A 19418-nucleotide genomic window follows, 5' to 3' on the forward strand; every position below is an offset into this window, starting at 1 on the left:
ATAGGCTAACTAATTGATGACTGCCATCAAGTCTGCGATTTCGGATTTCCTAGAGCGATTCGGCGTGCTGTGCGATACAGCAGCTCAGTACCTAATGCGATGTCATCAGGACTTGCATATTCCTTGGGATTATGGCTGATTCCCTCCAAACATCGAACGAAAATCATCCCATAATCGCACACATGCGACATCTCCAGAGAATCATGAAATGGACCGCTCATAAGCTCCGGCGGAGAAATTCCCAGCTCTCCTGCCTCCTCGCGCAAGCACTGCATGATCCAACCGGCGCAATAACGCGGTTCACTGTTCGTATCCTCCCGAATCGTATACGTAAGCCCATGTTCGCTGGAAACGTTCTCGATTACACTCAACAATTCGGTTTCGAGTGCATTGCGACGCAATAAATCGATATCGCGCAAATCAATCGTGAAGGCCACTTTTTCGGGAATGATGTTGCGAGAATCCGGAAAAACCGTAAGTGATCCTACCGTTCCAACCGTAGGAGCATTCGGCACTTGCTGCACAAGCTCGTTGAGAGCAACGATAATCTTGGCGCTTCCCAGCAGGGCGTCATGACGCATCGACATCGGGACCGATCCTGCATGCCCCGCAAACCCGGTCATCTCAACGGTAAGCCATAACGGACCCGATATGCCTGTAACGATCCCGATGGGCTCATTCAATGCTTCGAGAACCGGTCCTTGTTCGATGTGCAGCTCCAGAAAAGTGCCGATACGTCCTTGTTGAAACTCATAATCTTCGAAATTCGCAGGGTCACAACCGAACTCGATTAATGCTTCCCGACGTGTAACGCCGCTTTTATCGGTCCGCTCAAGCTCGTTCTCTTCCAACTTGCCGGTCATGCCACGGACACCGAACAGCCCTTTGTTGAAACGACATCCTTCTTCGTCACAGAATGCCACAACCTCAATATCGCATTCAGGTGTTTGGCCCGATTCCACCAGGGTTTGAACCACCTCAATCGCGCCAAGCACGCCAATCGCGCCGTCAAATCTGCCGCCATAGGGCTGTGAGTCGATATGAGATCCAAGCATAAGCACTGGAGCATCCGGATTACGACCTCTCAACTTCCCGATGAGATTAGCGAATGGATCGATGTGCGCTTCCATTCCTGCCTCTTCCATCCATTGTTTCACGAGTTCCACGCCTTCTCGATCTTCCTTGGAAAGCGCCAATCGACAGACGCCAGTATCTCCGATTTTTCCAATTTGTGAAAGTTCATGAATATGCTGATGCAAGCGTGAAGTGTCAATTTGCAGCCGAGAGCTTGTAGACAATGTCCTTCATCCTTTCTCCTAATTGGCATCGAACACAGCAAGTAAAGTGTCTATGATAAAAGCAATATCGTCGTCCGTTGAAGAGAATGGCGGGCTTAAAGTTAGAATGTTGGCATACCCAGGCACGGTATCGCCATTTTTTCCGATTAGCAGCCCTTTTTGCTTGCAAGCAGCTATGATGCTCATCACGCGCTCTGCCGTTGCAGGCTCTTTGGTCTTCACATCTTCAACCAGTTCAATCCCCATCGCCGATCCAAAAATGCGGATCTCACCTATGTGCGGATGTTCCAGTAAAGGTTTCAAGCCGTCTTTAAAAGCGTCTCCAATCTGAGCCGAACGTGCCACTAAATTTTCATTTTCTAAAATTTCAATATTTTTCAAGGCAACAACACAAGAAACCGGATTGCCACCGAACGTGTTAATATGACGTAAATGGCTTGTGGGATCCTGGTTGTTTTTGAACGAATCATATAATTCCGCCGATACAGCCGTAGCGGATAACGGTGAGTAAGCGCTTGTCATGCCTTTTGCCATCGTCACAATGTCAGGTCTGACACCGTAATTGAGGTGACCGAATTTCTCACCGGATCGGCCAAAGCCGCAAATCACTTCATCTACGATGAGCAAAACGTCGTATTTATCACAGATGCTGCGAACCGTTTTCAAATACTCGTCCGGCGGCACAATCACGCCACCTCCCGTAATAACCGGCTCCATTATGATGCCAGCAACGGAATCTGGGCCTTCCCAAACGATGACATCCTCGATGGCTTTAGCGCACTGCAAGCTGCAGCTTCCCTGCTTTTGGCCGAAAGGACAGCGGTAGCAGTAAGGAGGTGGAACATGCTGGAATCCTACACCAAGCGGTTCATATTTCAGCTTTCGCTGCGCTTGCCCCGTTGCTCCTAAAGCCCCCATCGAATTCCCATGATAGGCGCGATGCCTGGAAATGAACTTGTGTTTCGTTGGCTTCCCATTCTGATGAAAGTATTGCCTCGCGATTTTGAAAGCAACTTCATTGGCATCCGAACCTGAGTTAGAGAAAAAAATGCGGTAGTCACCATCCAGCCACTCATTGAGTTTTGCTGCAAGCTCGATTGACGGGATGTGAGATTGCACCATGGTGGCATAGGCAAGCTTCATCATTTGTGCAGCGGCAGCTTCAGCAATTTCCTTCCGTCCATGGCCTACATTCACGCACCATAACCCGGACATGCCGTCCAAATAACGATTGCCATCCACATCCGTCACCCAGCTCCCTTCACCGGAAGCAAGGATCATGGGATTTTCGTTATGTGCAGACATATGGTGCCACACATATTTGCGATCCTTCTCAAGCAGCTCCTCCTTGGTGGGCAGATTACTCATTTCATTACTCTGCATAGTCAGCCTCCTCTCCTCGTAATCCTTGCAAAAAAATCCCTATCTTATTTCTATGTGCAAAAAGAGAGAGACATCCCTTGGAGTCACTGTTAAATCTTTATTTTCATTCCGTTTTGGGAGCTTGCCCTTGGTAAATGCTGGTTTGAATGTCAGCGGAAAGCGTTTGAAACGGCTCCGATTCCCGTATTTGTGCGGTGCGTTCCTCTCCTAGATCAACGCAGTGAATCGAATGTATACGTCCAGGATGAGCCGTTAAAACAATGATTCGATCAGATAAGAAGACGGCTTCGGACACGCTATGTGAAACAAAAACGATGGTTTTCTTCGTTTTCGTCTTAATCGCAAGGAGCTCAACTTGCAGTTTATCCTTCGTGAACACATCCAACGCTGAGAAAGGTTCATCCATAAATAAAATAGGCGGATCCAAGGTTAAAGCACGGGCAATCGCAACTCTTTGCTGCATGCCAACGCTTAACTGCCAAGGATAATAATCTTTAAATTTCGTTAAACCTACCGTTTCAAGCAGTTGATCGACCGTATGTCTATAATCCGAGCGGTTTTGGCCTAGTACCTCTAGGGGAAGTTCAACATTTTCCTGCACAGTTCGCCACTCAAATAAACTTGGTTGCTGCAGCACAATGCCGAACTTTCTACGCAAACGAACTTCCCGCGGGTGCTCTTTTTCCATCAAAATTTGGCCGCTGGACGGTTGCAGAAGGTCTGCCATGATTCGCAGCAATGTTGATTTTCCACTGCCCCGAGGGCCAAGTAAGGATACGAATTCATTCTGGTGCACATCGAATGTAATGTCCTGAAGGACCGTCACCTGCCTCCCTCTTTTACCGAACACCTTGCATACGCCATCCAATGATATTTCCACCTTTTGCCGAGAAAGCTCTGAATTCATCCTGCTCCTCCTCAACTCACCCTATCCTTACGTTATAGATGTGTAATTTACAATAACTGTATATGTTATATTATATAACACTTGGGATTTATTTCATTATACAAAGTGTTCCGAAATACATGAATTAAAGTGACAGAATGTAAAATCCCTCCTTTCGAATTCAAATAACCCTGTCTCATTCAAGAGTCAGGGTTATCTTTAATGTTACATAATTAATATTATGTAAACAAATTTTCATGCTACATTTTAACCGTTGGTTCCAGCACTGTAAGTGTGTTATCAAATGTATTGAGATCCACCATAGCTCCGATTGGAATTGCTGCCTTGTAGTACCCATGCGCTGTACTCAAGTTCGTCATCAGAGGTTTGCCTAGCGGATACATGACACCGTTGATTAGATCATCGTAAGTCGTTGAATACGAAACGGAACAATTCGTACATTGGCCCATGATAATCCCCTGACAATGTTGGAACTTACCGGCCATGATCAATTGCGTCAAATAACGATAAATCGTATTCGTTGGTTCATGTGTCTCTTCGATCATCACGATTTTGCCTGTTGTGTTGATTTCATACGGTGTTCCCAAGGATCCTACGAACGAGGTTAGATTTCCACCGACAATTTGCCCTCGCACATTGCCTTGAATTAAGCTTTTCAGCGGAAGCCCAGGTGGATTTTGAATCACCCTTGTTGGTGATAAAGTCGACGTCGCCGCGAAAAACTGATCAAAGTTATACTTAGGTGAGTTAGGGTCAAAATCAATTAGAAGAAGACTTTGGAACGTAATTAAGTTCGAAAATTGATTGAGGATATTTAATAAGATCGTAATATCGCTGTAGCCTGTAATAATTTTTGGATTTTTGTTAATCAACTGATAATCTAAATACGGCAAAATATCTCTTACCCCTGTGCCTCCCCTGGTCGGCAGGATCATTTTGACCTGTTGATTCGAAATCATGGACATAAAATCTTCTGCACGCTGCTGAGCCGTTGAAGCAACAATTCCATCGTAAGAATACGTATATTTCCCAACGAGCACCTCAAAACCCATACCTTCAAGCGTCGCTATTCTTGCATCAATGATACTAGCGTCAAGCGGACTTCCTAAAGTAACAATTCCTATGGTGTCACCACCACGTAACATGGGGGGCTGAATGGTCATTTGTATGCCTCCTACCAATGCCCTTGTATTGCAAAGGTTTAATCTCTCTGTTGCCTTATATGCGCCAAAAGAGAAATATATGACCTCAATAACTATTTTCTATGTCTCTATATCCCCATTCCAGCTGGAATAAACGCTGTAACGCGATTCATTGCCTCTTGCTTTTGCTTATCGGCAACGTGCGTGTAGATCTGAGTTGTTTGTATGCTCGCATGACCCAACAATTCCTGCAGCGTTCGAATATCCGTACCTGCCAGTACCTGCATCGTAGCAAAAGTATGCCGCAGCTTATGGCTGGAAATGGACTTCCCTTGCAGCTCAGCGTAGTGCTTCTTCAGCTCTTCGAAATGTTTCTCCGCGATCGTTTGAATCATCCGTATGCTGATTCGGCGCCCAAATTGCGATACGAAAAAAGGCTGCTCGCCTTTACTCCGTGAATCCAGCCGCTCTGCGAGCGCTTTATTCAACACTTTAACCAAATCATCCGGCAGCGGTATCAAGCGCCATTTCCGACCTTTCCCATAAACAAGCAGAGACTTGGTCGTCAGGTTAAAATCCGCGGTATTTAATCGATGCAGCTCGCTAACCCGAAGCCCTGCGTAACTCATTAACAGAAACATCGCCACATTGCGAATCTGATATTTCCCCTCGATCGACTGCAGGAAAACGGACAGCAGCTGCTCGCTTAGAAATGTTGGAATCTGATTTTTCTCTACCTTCGATTTCTTTATATGGAGAGATGGATTGCTGGACGCCAATTGAAGATCGATCAATGCTGTGAAAAAAGTCCGGATCGATGACAAATATCGATTACGTGCAGCATCGCCTGCCCCTCCCTGACGCATTTTAGTTAAAAAACGCATGATATCAATCGCCTCTATGCTGGACAAAGATTTTTCCATCGACGAAAGAAATAAACGAACATCCCCCAGGTAAGCTTGCTGTGTTCTTTTGGTAAACCCCTGATCCTTCATCCACGTATCAAACAGCTCCAAATAGTCATCATCATACTCGAATCCTTGTCCCAATCTCATTCACTCCGTCCGTTAGAATCTAAGTTGCGTTAAATATAGATTTAGTGCAATTTTTTTGGCAGAAAAAAGAGGCCAAATTAGGCCGAAAAGAGAGCTAATCTCTAGGATATTCCACTTTCATTATGTCCATAAAAGGAACTTTGTCTACTTCCCCATTACTTGTTTCGATATGTACGCGCCCCGTACGTGAATCCATCGTTGTGATAAGTCCACGAACAAACTCTTCACGTCCCCAAACTGTAAGAAGAATCTCTGAGTTTTCCATCTTCGCTTCCGACAGTTGATTCCCTATTTCTTCTAAAACAAATTCATCGCGCGTTGGTCTTTTTGCCACTTTCGCTTTTGCCATTCTCGTTCCCCCTGCGTCCTAATCACCTTGCCGGTGTTATAATTTCTTTCACTCTTCCTACTTGTCCATCGGTTAGTCTTACTTTAATCCCATGCGGATGTGTCGGCGAATTCGTTAATAAGTCTTTCACAATTCCACGTGTAAGCTTGCCGCTCCGCTGATCTTGTTTCAAGACAATATTGACTTCGATTCCCGGCAGGACATCTTTCCGATTTTGCCCATTCATGTTGTGAGAGTCGCCTGCTTTCTTTCCAGATTGTGCTTCATTATACCACATATTTCACGCATTCCCTACCGGAAGTGCGAACATATGTAAAACCCTTTACAGCTCACAAGTTAACTTATACGATGAGGGATATATCCTACATGAAATGAAGGAGCTTTTCCTATGAGTCGATCATGGCCTTTGCCTGCAAAACCGTGGATCATGCATCAAGTATGGAATGACTTGTTATTCGCTCATTGGCCTGTGCCTGTCGAAATCATTAGAAATCTTCTTCCTTCTTCAATTCCAATCGATACTTTCGAAGGAACAGCTTGGGTAGGCGTCGTTCCTTTTCATATGACAGGCGTTACTCCCAGGGGCATTCCGGCATTGCCTTATTTCTCATCCTTCCCGGAAATCAATGTCCGCACTTACGTCACGATTCACGGGAAACCCGGCGTATACTTTTTCAGCTTAGACGCCCATAACAAATTTGCTGTGGAAGCGGCGCGCACTTTGTTCCATCTCCCCTATTTTTATACTCACATTGAAGTGAAGCAAACATCAAATCACACAACCTTCTACCATAGTGTTCGTCAAGATCCACGAGCGCGGCAAGGTGAGTTTCTAGCTGAGTACCGCCCCATCTCCCCCATTCGGCATGCAGTAGCTGGAACATTAGAGTACTGGCTTACGGAACGTTACTGTCTATATTGCCAGGATCGCCGCGGAAGGATCTATCGGGGAGAGATCGATCATGAGCCATGGCCTTTGCAATCAGCCGAGGCTGAAATCTCCATGAATACACTGCCAGCTTCGTTTGGAATCAAACTACCGGAGCAATTACCCGTCTTACATTTTGCCAAACAATTAAAAGTAAAGATTTGGGCTCTTGAGAAACTAAACGAGCAATTTAGAGACGGATAGTGTTCAATATTGTAGTTCGAATTTAATTAATAACATTAATGATTAATATCATTAATTAATGTTTGGATTGAAAAATCCGTATAACGCATACGCATAATATCGAATTCGTTATAATCGTCAATACTATTTCCATGGATGAAATGTTCAGATATAATAAATATAATTAATGTCATTAAATTCAATCGAAAGCAATAATAGCTTATAAATATTACGGAGGTAATATACGATATGCCAAAGATCATGGACTATATGATCAGTCCTTATCCATTAAGGATCATTACTTCGCCTATCGATTCCAGCAAACTAAAGCTGCAATCTTTAATAATTACAAACGTTGGCCACTTGCCAGGACGCATCTCTTTTCGACATCAAGCCACTTTCTCTAAATGGGCATTTATTTACTTAGCAGGTGGTAACGGCTCCTATCAAGCAAATAACGGGTCGGTACAACGTGTGGAAAGCGGCAGTTTGCTCTTCTTGCGACCCGGTGTCATTTATAATTACGGTCCCGATCAAGGCGGCTTTTGGGATGAGTTTTATTTTACTTTTGAGGGTACCCGTATCGAGGAATGGCTTGGCAGTTGGTTGACCCATGTCGATGAAGCGAAACAAGTCGGCCATGAGGATGCTACTCAACACAACCGGATCGAACGTATTTTTATGCTGATGGAAAGCGGATTGCCTGATAACATAGATCGCGCCGCGCTGCTTGTGGAAACGCTGCTTTTTGAATTTATGCTGAAAGCGCAAGCTACGGCCCAAACGACGAAAACACAACAAGTCATTGACATTATGGATGACCTAGGGGACTCCCTCTTTCAGCCTTTCGATGCGAAAAGCATCGCCAAACGGCATCACATCTCGCTTTCTACGCTGCGCAGAGTTGTGAGTGAGTATACAGGCTATCCACTCAACGCCTATATCAACCGTTTGAAGATTGCTGAAGCGAAAAACATTCTCCTCAACACGGAGGATTCTGTCAAAGAAATAGCCGATTCGTTAGGGTTTAAAGACGTCTTTTACTTTTCGCGTTTATTTAAAAAATACGTCGGAGTGGCCCCTCTTATTTACCGAAACAATATGCAGCTTTAAATTTGTTTACATAATAATAGTTATGTAACTATTTAAGTATCTTTTTTTAAAAAATCAGTGCTTCGTCCTAGTACGACTTGTCATCGAGCTACATATGATATCTCAGTAGTAAATCTTCCCACTGGGGAGGTGAATCCAAATGACACTAGCACTTACAGGATGGATGCTCTACGCAATGTTTGTAGTTCTTGGTTTAATGGGCCTAAGCTTCTTATACAGCTTATACAATGCTCTCAAAGCCGGTTCGTTCTCCAGCGACTTATTTCTCTCTTATTTGAAAGATTTATTGTTCTATGTGTTCCCATTATTCATGCTCTCCAACATGAAGGCCCTTGACCCTACAGGTTTCTTGCTGTTAATCGGTTATTATCTTGGCGCACTCGGAGTCGCACTCAAATATTTGGGAAGCTTTAAAAAATAATTTGTAATCGCATTCACTAAATGCGAATGATATGGCTCATCTTAAGAGCCAAAAGCAGCCATGAGGATCATGGCTGCTTTTTTCATTCAAGAATTAAGATATAACAAGTCCGCCATCAACACCAATAATCTGTCCTGTGATCCAACCTGAATCTTTGTCGGCCAAATTAACCACCCAACTTGCCACATCATCTGTCACACCGCGACGCCCAAGTGGAATCATTTTTCTCTCTTGTTCCTTCACCTCATTGATCTGGTCCTCGTTAAGTCCCATACGTTCTCGAAGGAATGCCGTTTCTACCGGTCCGCTAGCGATGGCATTCACACGAATACCCTTCGGAGCAAGTTCAAGAGCCCAGCATCGTGTTAGATGTTCCACAGCAGCCTTGCTTGAGGCATAGAGAGATAAGCCTGCAGCTGCTTTACTTCCATAGGTACTCGACATGTTAATGATTGCCCCCTTCGTTCGTTCGAGGTGTGGGATGGCAGCAGATGCTAACAAGGTCGGACCCGTCACATTTACTGCGAATATATCGTTAATCGATTTCGCGCTTACATCAGCTAGCGGCTGGATCACGCCACCACCTGCATTATTCACGACAATATCAAGACGTCCCCAATGTTCTAGAGCTGCTGCAACCGTTTTGTTTGCCGAGTCCGGATCACTAACGTCAGCTACAAACGCTTTAATGTTCGGATCACTTGCAGCTATTTCTTCCAATGGACCAATCTGGCGCCCTGTAATGAGCACTTTTGCTCCCTTCGCAGAAAACAAACGCGCAGCGGCAAGCCCGATACCTCCACCGCCTCCAGTAATAATCGCAACTTTATCTTTTAACATGTACAAAACTCCTTTTTATTTATAGGCTAACAATTAATCGATTAACTATTTGAGAGACTGTCCCTATAAGGACAGAAGGAGTGGTTAAACCAACTTTTCCAACAATTTTTCAAGCTGATGCTGTTCTTCAAGGGTAAGTTTATTCCCAACATTTTCTGTGATGGTTTGTTCATAAACAGGCCATACTTGTTCTATGAGTTCATGGCCTTCTGGTGTCAAACTGACTAGAATTCTCCTCCTATTCGAGGGATCGAAATCTCTTCGAATACGTCCAGCTTTCTCCAAAGCATTTAATAAGTTGCTGATATTCGCTCTTGTGACAGCGAGATCATCGCTTATCTCCGATGGGACCATCTCTCTCTCACTAGACTTTAGGGCAACTAAAACGCACCAACGGCCTAAGGTTAAATCATACTTTACGAGTTGTTCCTCTAATTGCTGAACCAATTGATGATTCGTTTTATATAACGTCAGAAAAACATTGACTGGTAATGGAGATTGTTCAAAAGGGTTCCACTTCGTTATAGGACAAAACCTCCGTCTAAATAGTTAATCAATTAACTGTTTGCCATTTAATAATATCGTTTGTGCACCTACACGTCAAGTTGCCGCAACTTCCAGAATCTAACACTCATAAAAGGAGCAGCTCTTTTTTGCCTAGGTGCTGCTCCCAAGTTTATGAATCATGCCATAGAAATCGTCCAATTAATTCACTTACGTTAGGAAAGCGTTCGAACCGGCGAACCAGCTAGATAAGCTCTAATATCCTCAACCACATCTCTATAAAAAGCCTGATAATTCGCTTCCGAGACATAGCCGATATGCGGTGTAGTAAGCAGATTCGGTAACGATCTGAACTTATCATCTTTCGGCAGCGGTTCCACCTCGAACACGTCTACTGCGGCGCCGGCAATCCAACGATTTTGCAAAGCCTCGGCAAGTGCTTCTTGATCTACAATAGGCGCACGGGACGTATTAATCAAGTATGCTGAAGAACGCATACGCTTGAGATCCGCCGCGCTGATCAGCCCTCTTGTCCTGTCGCTGAGGACAAGATGAATCGACACAAAGTCGCTGCTCTCAAGCAGTTCCTCCTTCGACTTAGCGAATCTCACGCCAACTTCATCGGCTCGCTCTTGCGTCAAATTCTGGCTCCATGCCACGACGTCCATGCCGAAAGCTTGGCCAAACTTGGCGATCTTGGTGCCAAGTTTGCCAAGGCCCAGTACGCCAAGTGTCTTGCCGTACAAATCTGTTCCAATCGTGCTCTGCCACTGACCGCTGCGAATAGCGTTATGCTCTTGCACGATGTTGCGAGCAAGCCCTAGAACCAAAGCCCAAGTGAGCTCAGCGGTTGCATTGCCTGCGCCACCCGTACCGCAAACGGTGATGCCTTGCGCTGCGGCAGCATCCAAGTCAATTGACGCATTCCGCATGCCTGTCGTAACAAGCAGCTTTAAATGGGGAAGCCGCTTAAGGAGAGATGCGCGGAAAGGAGTCCGTTCGCGCATAATCACAACGATTTCGCAATCAGAGATTTGCTCGACAAGCTCGTCCGGCTGATCGATATGCTGATTGATGCTTTTGACCTCCACTTGGTCCGTAATCGTTGACCAATCCGCAGCCATTAAAGCCACTTGCTGATAGTCGTCTAATATTGCACAGCGAAGCTTCATTATGTAATTGCCTCCTTCATCGTACATGTAAGTATGCCAATTTTAAGTATATTCCTGTCGCGAGCACCTTGCAAACCGTACGCAAGCTTAACGTTCATTTCCACTGAATAAAATAGACACTGACCACAATAAAGAGTCAGTGTCTATTCCTAGCTTATCTAGTTACTGTCAGCGGAGATATCGCCCAATCGGGCGAAACGCCACGCAAACCGATACGCCCGTTAAGAAACGTATTCGGATCCGTCCAACGGAGCAAAGGCTCTTTGTTTGCATCGGAAAAAACAGCAATCGTTGGTCCTTCCAGCTTCACGGTTACCTTCCGGGTTTGGCCAGGCTCAAATGTTAGCGAACCGGTGGCTTCTTCCACGGCATTTTCATAGCTGACGCGGCTTAGATTAACTTTATCGTTATGAAACGAAAGCGCATAACCCATGAACGCATCTTTGACCTGATCTTTGAACTCCGATTCATTTGTCGTCCTCAACAGAATCCCCGCGTCGTCCGCAGTAGCTTTTTTCATTGTCATCTCAAAGCTGACGGTAAAGTCCGCCCAGCCCCATTCGCCGCCGAAACGATTGACAAGCCCTACTTGGTTCGGCTTAACAACCAACTGCTCCGGCACCGGCACGGTTAGATTCGCTTCCACATACCTAAGCGTAATCTCGCCTTTCAGTTGGCGCAGAGACAGCCATTGTGTCCCTTGCTTCAACTCGAATACCCCCAGTGGTATTTTCGTCCAATCCGAATCGGCTGCAAAGAAAGTGGAATCGAGCTTAATTTTCTTCGTCGCTTCATTCGTTTCAACCCATATTGTCGACCCTGCAGACGCTTTAGACACATTCACTGCCAACAGATAGCTGCCGTCCTGCCGAATATTGACTGGGTATCTGAGCCCATCGCCATTACCAGACAAGCTGACGGCATCACTGCCGTCTGGAGTAATTCCTGAAAGGATCCCCGGATGCCCCTCTTGAATACCATGAACAGCTTCCATCGTGCCAGGCAGCGGTTTTACAACTTTCCGATCGCTGCTGCCATTAAATTCATTGGAAAAAGCTGTGTAATGCAAGCCTGGCTTTGTTCCCTGAGGCCACAGATAGCCAATACGGCCGGCTTTCGCCACCTCGCTGGAATACTCGATCTTTAGCAATCCGTCCCAATAAATCATCGTTCCAGACATTCCTGTTTCAACGCGAATTGTATGGAGTTTCGTAAGATCCGTGCCCTGTGGCAGCTTCTTCATGGAAACAACCTTTTTACTGCCATCCACACACTTGATGAGCGCAAGTTCCATTGAAGCTCCATTAATACGTGCTGCCCAGAAGTTCCCTGAATCGGTATAGGCGAATAAAGTATCCAACAAGTTTGGCGCATCATGCTGCTCTCCCACTTGGAAATTGTACTCGACCGTATAATCACTGCCTGTGCCATTTCGAGTCAGCAAGGTCTCGCCACCATCAGTTGAACTGATCTTCTCCCATTTGTCGGCGGAAGGCGCTGCACCTGGCTCATCTCGGAATTCAGGCATTTCGGGTGCTTCCTGCGGTGTTCCATGCGTCGGTCCTAGCACGGACATCTTATCGCCGTTGAATACAAGCCGATCCAGATTCATTTTGCGGACGGGCGGTCCTTCCGCAGAGCGTCCCATCAGATTGTGATAGACGATATAGTATGAATCCAGATTTGGTCCCATGACTGTTGCACTGTGACCAAGGCCATTGAAATCATTCGCTGTTGAAATCAGGATCGGATTATTCCCAGGAATGGTATAGGCGGCAGCGGGTGATTCATGATTAACGCCGTAATTAACGCGATAGCCTTTGCTGAAAACGTGATTACCCGTATAAGTTATGAAATATCGTCCATTTCGCTTGATGATCATCGAACCTTCCGTCCAGTGCCCTAAGGATGCGTTCAATTGTTTTCCTGCGTCAATTGTAAATGGATTGGACATCGAACTTATCATGATACCGCCGAATTTGGCGTGAGTAAAATACCATTTCTCATCATCATCGATAAAAACAGAACCATCAATCGTGAAGCCCAGATTATCCGTCTTTTTCACGAATGGTCCGGTAGGCTTGTCACTTTGTAAGACGTAATGTCCTTTGCCCGCCGGCGAAGTGTACATATAGAACGCTCCGTTCCAATAGACAACTTCCGGCGCATAAGCCCCCTCACTGACAGGTTCTTCCGTAACCAAACCTTCGTATCGCCAATTCACTAGATCATCCGAGCTCCATGCCTTAACGCCGACTCTTCTGTCCTTCGTGCTGCAATATAAATAGTATTTACCGTTAAAACGCAGAATGTAAGGGTCTCCAATGCCGTAATCCTCCCACTCTTGATCCAAAACAATGGGATTCTGGTAGGTTTGCCCCAAGGTTACCTCCATCCTGTTCGCCTCCTCCCGCCCCTGAAGTTGGGATTGCATAACAACTGCCACAATGACCAGGATTGCGGCACACATAGCTAGCGCTATAATCCATGCTTTTTTCCATCGCAATCGGTTGTCTTTCCTTCCCATTAGCGATTGATTTCTAGTACATAGATAGACGACGCTTTCAATGGACAAGTCACTTGCGATTTCATAATCGCTAGATCATGGGATTTGCAGACTACGGTTTCAGGATTTAACGCATCGTTAATGCTTTCATAATGATCCGCAGTGACTTCCAGTAAGCTAGCGGTTCCAGTTTCAGCAAAACCGTTAAGCTGAATATCTGCAATCGTATCTTCGAGACCTCGATTCACGATAAAAATAGTCAGCTTATCCCGCTGAGTATTCGTACAAGCCACAACATCCAAATTCGGCAAAGAGTCCAAGTGAGGAATTTGAATCGGGCTGGTTACTTGAAAGCTTTCGCAATCCGTATGGGTTTCAACGACATAGCCGAGATCACGGTTCGCATACATTTTCATGACATAATAGGTTGGTGTGCCGTAAATGGTTAAGGAATTTTCACTTCTTCCGGAGGATTTGCCTCGGAACTGGTCTGCATAGAAATCACCTACGCGAATGCATCCGCCAAGCCAACCATTCACTAGGTCCGAGAAGCTGCCGATCTCTATCAAATCGCTATTTCGAATAAATTCATTCAAATTCGCTGCATTCGCCACGGCTGCTTCAAGTGTGTGTTCGTTAGGCAGACCTTTGCGAATCGTGTTCGGATAATACATGGTGTTGTATTCCGTTATAGCTAATTTAATATGAGCATACCGATCCGATGAGGCGAACAGTTCCCTCGTTTGACGTACGGTTTCTCTTGTCCATTCGGGAAAAGAAACGATAGCTTTGTAGCGATCTTCTCTTAACGTGCTGTGATTCATTCCAAAACGGTTACACCCGTGATACAAATGTAAAGTTAAGAAATCAACGTGCTCAGCAGCTTTTTCAAGTAAGGTTTTGTTCCAATCCATTTTGTCATGACCACAGGCAAGCAGCTTAATCTCGGGATCGGCGGCTTTCATGGATTCGGCAAATCGCGTATAGCGTTCTGCGAATTGATCTGCCGTGCAATGGCCTACCTGCCATGCTCCCCATACTTCGTTCCCGATCTCCCAATATTTCACGCCATATGGCTCGGGATGCCCATTAGCTGCCCGAAGTTTACCCATCGGTGTATCCACGCTGCCATTGCAATATTCAATCCACTCCGCTGCTTCTTCAGGAGTGCCAGACCCATCATTTACACAGATAAGCGGCTCTACCTTCAATTCCCGGCAAAATGCGATGAACTCGTCTGTTCCGAAATATTTATTCGTCCAGCCACCCCAAGCTTCATTAATGACTGCAGGTCGCTCATAGACAGGACCGATGGCCTGCTGCCAATGATAAGCACTAATATAATTCCCGGCAAGCCGCATCATGCCGGCGTTCAAGTCTCTCGTCATCTCCATCACTTCTTTGCGAACGTTGCCTACACTATTAGAAGGGAGCAGCGAAATATGATCCAACCAAAGCATACCCGTGGACACATGATCCAACCAACGTTCATGCTCTGAGGGTACATATATTCTGAACTCAGCGTTCTCACAGGTGCGTTGTACTTGGAGACGCGCTTCATAATGCTTCCAATTATGGCTTTCAAGCTTAATTCGTGTATGTCCGAGCACTTCGTCACTCGTTTTATCCACGATTTCCGCAATAAGAAATTTGATTTCTATAGAAGCTCTTGCATACAGCGCAAGGGTATACCCAATTTGATCTTGTTGGACGGCAATCGATTGCCTAATCCCGGCATATCCCTCGTCATCGCTATAAATTCTGATCCGCTGACTATGACCGGAGTGATGAGCTGCCGCAGGTTCAAGCCCATACAGCGTGCTTTTCCCATTTGTAAAAGGACGCCAGCTTCCTGAAAGCCCTCTGTACGTGACATCCGTACTTTCAAAATCCATATCTCTCAGCGGATAAGCCAGCATCGCATCCATATGATCACGGATATCCTCTACAAAATGACCGAATATATAAGGATTAATTGGACTAGTACCGACTTGATTTGTATTCACTTGAATGCTAGCTCTAGATTGTACCATAAACGCAACGCTTCCTTTCACGTTTTATCCTTTTAATGAGCCAATCATAACGCCTTTCACAAAATGCCGCTGTACGAATGGATACATCAATAATACCGGCAAGCTGGAAATGATAATAACCACATATTTGATGCTTTCAGCTAATAGCACTTTAGATTCAAGTCCAACGTTGCTATCGGCTGCATCCGACTGACTAACCATGAGCACTTCACGCAGCACAAGCTGCAGCGGATACAAATCTTTACTGCGAATATAGATTAAGGCATTAAAATAGGAGTTCCAATGACCAACAGCGTAGAAAAGAATCATGACGGCCATAATCGGTTTCGATAACGGTAAAATTACATGGGTCAACAGCTTCCAGTTTGAGCATCCATCCATATTTGCAGCTTCTTGAATCTCCCAAGGTATGCTCGTTTGAAAATACGTTCTCATCACAATTAAGTTATACGTGGCAATTGCGCCAGGGATGACTAATGCCCACATCGTATCCACCATGCCCAAATTTTTCACGAGGAGATAGGATGGAATGAGGCCCCCGCTGAAAAACATCGTAAGCGTAACGAAAAACATAATGCCACCACGTCCAGGCAAATCCGGTCTTGACAGTGGATAGGCGGCAAGTGTCGTCATCACCAGGTTGATTGCTGTACCGATTAACGTATACAGAATTGTATTTCCATAACCGTTCCAAATTTGATCGTTATGAAAAACGTTCCGGTATGCTTCTAACGTGATCTGCTTGGGCAGCAAGATGACATCGCCATTCAGCACTAGTGCGGGATCGCTGAAAGAGGCGCTTACGATAAAGATAAGCGGATACAACACGATTACTACAATTAAAGCGGCCAGTAGGTTTACAACAGCATCAAATACTTTTTCATCCGAGCTCCTCTTTGTGAGCGTTTGCATCTGCATCACTCGGCTCCTCCTACCATAAACTTGTTTCCGCCTTTTTACGGGCAAAGCGATTCACAAGGATCAACAGCGCAAGGTTGATCAAGGAGTTGAACAATCCTATAGCAGCTGTATAGCTGTACTCGCCTTTCAAAATGCCCGCCGAGTAGACGAAAGTGGAAATGACATCGCTGGACTCCAAATTCAAATTATTTTGCATGAGCAAAATTTTCTCAAACCCAACATTCATGAAGTGTCCCACATCGAGGATCAATAAAATGACGATAACCGGTAGAATACCCGGAATAGACACGTGCCAGATGCGACGCAGCCGGCTTGCACCATCCATTTTTGCGGCTTCATACAGCTGCGGATTGACTCCACTCAAGGCTGCAATATAGATAATTGATTGCCAACCCATATTTTGCCAGATGTTGGAGCTAATAAAAATCGTCTTAAACCAGCCCGCAGAATCGAGAAATCGCACAGGTTCTCCGCCAAACGCTTCAATGATTGAATTCAATGGACCGCCTCGAGGAGATAAAAAGAGCATCAGCATTCCCACCATTACAACGATGGAAATAAAATGCGGAATGTACGTAATGTTTTGCACTACTTTACTGAATGCCTTATTGCGAATTTCTGTAACCAGTAAAGCGAGCAGGATCGGGATTGGAAATGCAAATAATAAGGAAAATAAATTAATAGAAATCGTGTTCCACAGGAGTCTCCAGAAATAATAAGATTCTACGAAACGTTTGAAATGATCAAGCCCTACCCAAGCACTGCCATTGATTCCCTTTGCCGGACTGAAGTTTTTGAATGCAATCTGCAGGCCGTATAACGGCCCGTAGTGGAACACAAGATACCATACAATGGGAATGAGCAGCATAAGATAGAGATCATATCGACTGCTCACAGCTTTCAAGAGGCTGGAGCGCCTCGATTTGGGTCGAGACGCAGTGCCTGCTGTATTTGCCGTACTGTTCATCTGTCGTCCTCCAGCCGTCCATCCTTATTTTTGCTGTTTGAGTTTATCGTAAGCTTCTTGATACAGTTTCTGAAGCTCGTCAATTTTCATTTTCTTCAAGGTGCTCTGAAACTCGCCCCATTTATCGAAACTAAGGGCACCTGCGATAAACTTCGTGCTTTGCTCTTCATAATACTTATCAATATCGTTACGCAAGATGTTAATTTGTTGGGCCGTTTGCTCATCAAACATCGGCGATGCATAGCGAATCTTCGGCATGTACGGATCCAGTTTCTTTTGAGCTTCCTGAACCTGAGGCGGATTAATGAAAGATGCCACCTTCTCGCTGATCAGATGCGGTGCTCCTCCTCCAGCATACGGGGTGATTTTGCCTTGATTACCGGAATTCAGGAAAGCTTCTGTATAAAATGGAATGCCATCACGCAATTCATAGTTCTCGCCCTTGCGACCGAAACGCAATAAAGTAGAGCCTTCATCGCCAAAGAAATAATCAACCCAACGCAGTGTAGCTTCAGGATTCTTGTTTACAGAGGTGATGGCAAAAGCACCAAAGTCTCTAGGCACCGGTTGCGCCAACTGCAATCTATCACCATGCGGCCCTTTCACTGGAGCTATACCAATGTATTGATCCGCTACTTTCGTATCCAGCATGGGATTATTCGTCTGATCAAAGAAGAAACCGGTATTCCCTGTCCCTTGCTTAGCCAAATACTGAGCTTCCTTCTGCGTAAATAGCTCTGAATCCAGCAATTTCTCGGAATACAGCTTATTTAGGTACATCAATAATTCTTTATTCCGGTCGCTGCCCATCCAAATATTCACTTTATCGTTTTCCAAGTTAATGTTATATCCTAATTGAAAATCCAAGCCAAAGGATCCCGCCATAATAGGAACGATGCTAAGGCCGTTGCGCGCTGTCATCGGGATTTCGTCCTGTTTGCCGTTGCCATTCGGATCTTTATCCCGGAAAGCTTTCAATACCTCATATAGTTCGTCCGTCGTCTCTGGTTCTTTCAGGTTCAGCTTCTTCAGCCAGACTTGATTCATCCAACGTTTATCCGTTCTGGCAGCGTTTACAGTTACGATACCAGGCAGGGCATAGATGTGACCCTCAGGCGTCGTTATCGCAGAACGAATTTCCGGATATGTATCCATCAGCTTTTTGATATTCGGCGCGTACTTATCAATCAAACTCTCAAGTGGAATCAATTGACCTCCGGACCCGTATCGAATTGCCTCTAATGGTGTCAAGCCTGAGCGGTACAAAGCATCAGGGAGTTCATTCGAAGCAAAAAGCAGGTTCTTTTTCTCATTAAACCCATCCGTTGGCGCTTCAATGAATTCGACTTGAATATTGCTCATTTTCTCGTAATCCTGAAACACCGGCATGTCTTTAAACGGTCCGTTGACAGGCGCAATACGAGTGAACATTTTCAGTTTCAACGGTTCTTTGACAATCGGAAATCCTTCTGAAGACGCATTACTTGAAGTTTCACCTTTGGATTTGCCTTCTTTCTCTGTACTTGGCTTATCCGTGCTGCAAGCCGATAACGTCAAACTGGAAACAACTAAAGTAGAAAGCAGTACTGTCCCCCATTTTCTTTTCATTCTTTCTTTCCTCCGTTCATGTTGTTTTCCCCTTGTAGGAAAGCGTTTTCTAAGGGTTGATCTCATTATAAAGAATGATTTCATCCCG

At 45.2% G+C, this 19418-nt stretch carries 18 protein-coding genes; 3 read left to right on the top strand and 15 right to left on the bottom strand.

Going from position 1 to position 19418, the window contains the following annotated elements:
- Nucleotides 1-26 precede the first annotated feature (26 nt).
- The 7 genes from GON05_RS36085 to GON05_RS36115 form a co-directional block, all read right to left on the bottom strand.
- Nucleotides 27-1298 carry a M20 family metallo-hydrolase gene (locus GON05_RS36085; RefSeq protein ID WP_157326308.1) on the bottom strand — a complete coding sequence of 424 codons (1272 nt, stop codon included), beginning with the start codon at nucleotides 1296-1298 and terminating at the stop codon, nucleotides 27-29.
- Nucleotides 1299-1316: 18 nt separating this feature from the next.
- The gene (locus GON05_RS36090; protein ID WP_157326309.1) at nucleotides 1317-2681 is read right to left on the bottom strand and encodes an aspartate aminotransferase family protein; all 1365 of its coding nucleotides are present in this window, start codon (nucleotides 2679-2681) and stop codon (nucleotides 1317-1319) included.
- A 103-nt stretch (nucleotides 2682-2784) separates the two neighbouring features.
- Nucleotides 2785-3588, bottom strand: coding sequence for an ABC transporter ATP-binding protein (locus tag GON05_RS36095; RefSeq protein ID WP_157326310.1), 804 nt, complete (start codon nucleotides 3586-3588; stop codon nucleotides 2785-2787).
- A 239-nt stretch (nucleotides 3589-3827) separates the two neighbouring features.
- Nucleotides 3828-4751, bottom strand: coding sequence for a S66 peptidase family protein (locus tag GON05_RS36100; RefSeq protein ID WP_157326311.1), 924 nt, complete (start codon nucleotides 4749-4751; stop codon nucleotides 3828-3830).
- A 107-nt stretch (nucleotides 4752-4858) separates the two neighbouring features.
- Entirely contained in the window at nucleotides 4859-5785 is a 927-nt protein-coding gene (locus tag GON05_RS36105) for a tyrosine-type recombinase/integrase (RefSeq protein WP_157326312.1), read from the bottom strand.
- 94 nt (nucleotides 5786-5879) lie between these two features.
- The gene (locus GON05_RS36110) at nucleotides 5880-6134 is read right to left on the bottom strand and encodes a YolD-like family protein (protein ID WP_157326313.1); all 255 of its coding nucleotides are present in this window, start codon (nucleotides 6132-6134) and stop codon (nucleotides 5880-5882) included.
- Between the two features lie 22 nt (nucleotides 6135-6156).
- Complete coding sequence (locus GON05_RS36115; protein WP_127458302.1) at nucleotides 6157-6360, bottom strand: YwbE family protein; 204 nt, start codon at nucleotides 6358-6360, stop codon at nucleotides 6157-6159.
- A gap of 162 nt (nucleotides 6361-6522) precedes the next feature.
- Here GON05_RS36115 and GON05_RS36120 point away from each other — a divergent pair, with 162 nt between their 5' ends.
- From GON05_RS36120 to GON05_RS36130, 3 genes are all read left to right on the top strand, one after another.
- Complete coding sequence (locus GON05_RS36120; RefSeq protein ID WP_157326314.1) at nucleotides 6523-7266, top strand: YqjF family protein; 744 nt, start codon at nucleotides 6523-6525, stop codon at nucleotides 7264-7266.
- Between the two features lie 228 nt (nucleotides 7267-7494).
- The gene (locus tag GON05_RS36125; protein WP_246239741.1) at nucleotides 7495-8358 is read left to right on the top strand and encodes an AraC family transcriptional regulator; all 864 of its coding nucleotides are present in this window, start codon (nucleotides 7495-7497) and stop codon (nucleotides 8356-8358) included.
- A 139-nt stretch (nucleotides 8359-8497) separates the two neighbouring features.
- Entirely contained in the window at nucleotides 8498-8779 is a 282-nt protein-coding gene (locus GON05_RS36130; protein WP_157326315.1) for a hypothetical protein, read from the top strand.
- Nucleotides 8780-8872: 93 nt separating this feature from the next.
- Here GON05_RS36130 and GON05_RS36135 read toward each other — a convergent pair whose 3' ends face one another.
- The 8 genes from GON05_RS36135 to GON05_RS36170 form a co-directional block, all read right to left on the bottom strand.
- Nucleotides 8873-9619 (bottom strand): SDR family NAD(P)-dependent oxidoreductase, encoded by a 747-nt coding sequence (locus GON05_RS36135; protein ID WP_157326316.1) that lies wholly within the window; start codon nucleotides 9617-9619, stop codon nucleotides 8873-8875.
- 84 nt (nucleotides 9620-9703) lie between these two features.
- Entirely contained in the window at nucleotides 9704-10066 is a 363-nt protein-coding gene (locus tag GON05_RS36140; protein WP_157326317.1) for a MarR family winged helix-turn-helix transcriptional regulator, read from the bottom strand.
- A 272-nt stretch (nucleotides 10067-10338) separates the two neighbouring features.
- The gene (locus tag GON05_RS36145) at nucleotides 10339-11295 is read right to left on the bottom strand and encodes a D-2-hydroxyacid dehydrogenase family protein (protein ID WP_157326318.1); all 957 of its coding nucleotides are present in this window, start codon (nucleotides 11293-11295) and stop codon (nucleotides 10339-10341) included.
- A gap of 154 nt (nucleotides 11296-11449) precedes the next feature.
- Entirely contained in the window at nucleotides 11450-13690 is a 2241-nt protein-coding gene (locus GON05_RS36150) for a family 43 glycosylhydrolase (protein WP_246239742.1), read from the bottom strand.
- A gap of 131 nt (nucleotides 13691-13821) precedes the next feature.
- Nucleotides 13822-15834: an alpha-L-arabinofuranosidase C-terminal domain-containing protein gene (locus GON05_RS36155; protein ID WP_157326319.1), complete on the bottom strand. Its 2013-nt coding sequence runs from the start codon at nucleotides 15832-15834 to the stop codon at nucleotides 13822-13824.
- Between the two features lie 24 nt (nucleotides 15835-15858).
- Complete coding sequence (locus GON05_RS36160) at nucleotides 15859-16752, bottom strand: carbohydrate ABC transporter permease (protein WP_157326320.1); 894 nt, start codon at nucleotides 16750-16752, stop codon at nucleotides 15859-15861.
- Between the two features lie 13 nt (nucleotides 16753-16765).
- The gene (locus GON05_RS36165; RefSeq protein WP_157326321.1) at nucleotides 16766-17722 is read right to left on the bottom strand and encodes an ABC transporter permease; all 957 of its coding nucleotides are present in this window, start codon (nucleotides 17720-17722) and stop codon (nucleotides 16766-16768) included.
- A 24-nt stretch (nucleotides 17723-17746) separates the two neighbouring features.
- Nucleotides 17747-19330, bottom strand: a complete 1584-nt coding sequence (locus tag GON05_RS36170) for an extracellular solute-binding protein (RefSeq protein WP_157326322.1) — start codon at nucleotides 19328-19330, stop codon at nucleotides 17747-17749.
- Nucleotides 19331-19418: the final 88 nt, after the last annotated feature.

This window comes from Paenibacillus anseongensis, from assembly GCF_009757995.1.
Lineage (GTDB): Bacteria > Bacillota > Bacilli > Paenibacillales > NBRC-103111 > Paenibacillus_E > Paenibacillus_E chondroitinus.

Coding starts and splice junctions, on each gene's coding strand:
- GON05_RS36090 (WP_157326309.1), bottom strand. CDS start 2,681: ATGCAGAGTAATGAAATGAGTAATCTGCCCACCAAGGAGGAGCTGCTT.
- GON05_RS36095 (WP_157326310.1), bottom strand. CDS start 3,588: ATGAATTCAGAGCTTTCTCGGCAAAAGGTGGAAATATCATTGGATGGC.
- GON05_RS36100 (WP_157326311.1), bottom strand. CDS start 4,751: ATGACCATTCAGCCCCCCATGTTACGTGGTGGTGACACCATAGGAATT.
- GON05_RS36105 (WP_157326312.1), bottom strand. CDS start 5,785: ATGAGATTGGGACAAGGATTCGAGTATGATGATGACTATTTGGAGCTG.
- GON05_RS36110 (WP_157326313.1), bottom strand. CDS start 6,134: ATGGCAAAAGCGAAAGTGGCAAAAAGACCAACGCGCGATGAATTTGTT.
- GON05_RS36115 (WP_127458302.1), bottom strand. CDS start 6,360: ATGAATGGGCAAAATCGGAAAGATGTCCTGCCGGGAATCGAAGTCAAT.
- GON05_RS36120 (WP_157326314.1), top strand. CDS start 6,523: ATGAGTCGATCATGGCCTTTGCCTGCAAAACCGTGGATCATGCATCAA.
- GON05_RS36125 (WP_246239741.1), top strand. CDS start 7,495: ATGCCAAAGATCATGGACTATATGATCAGTCCTTATCCATTAAGGATC.
- GON05_RS36130 (WP_157326315.1), top strand. CDS start 8,498: ATGACACTAGCACTTACAGGATGGATGCTCTACGCAATGTTTGTAGTT.
- GON05_RS36135 (WP_157326316.1), bottom strand. CDS start 9,619: ATGTTAAAAGATAAAGTTGCGATTATTACTGGAGGCGGTGGAGGTATC.
- GON05_RS36145 (WP_157326318.1), bottom strand. CDS start 11,295: ATGAAGCTTCGCTGTGCAATATTAGACGACTATCAGCAAGTGGCTTTA.
- GON05_RS36150 (WP_246239742.1), bottom strand. CDS start 13,690: ATGGAGGTAACCTTGGGGCAAACCTACCAGAATCCCATTGTTTTGGAT.
- GON05_RS36155 (WP_157326319.1), bottom strand. CDS start 15,834: ATGGTACAATCTAGAGCTAGCATTCAAGTGAATACAAATCAAGTCGGT.
- GON05_RS36160 (WP_157326320.1), bottom strand. CDS start 16,752: ATGCAGATGCAAACGCTCACAAAGAGGAGCTCGGATGAAAAAGTATTT.
- GON05_RS36165 (WP_157326321.1), bottom strand. CDS start 17,722: ATGAACAGTACGGCAAATACAGCAGGCACTGCGTCTCGACCCAAATCG.
- GON05_RS36170 (WP_157326322.1), bottom strand. CDS start 19,330: ATGAAAAGAAAATGGGGGACAGTACTGCTTTCTACTTTAGTTGTTTCC.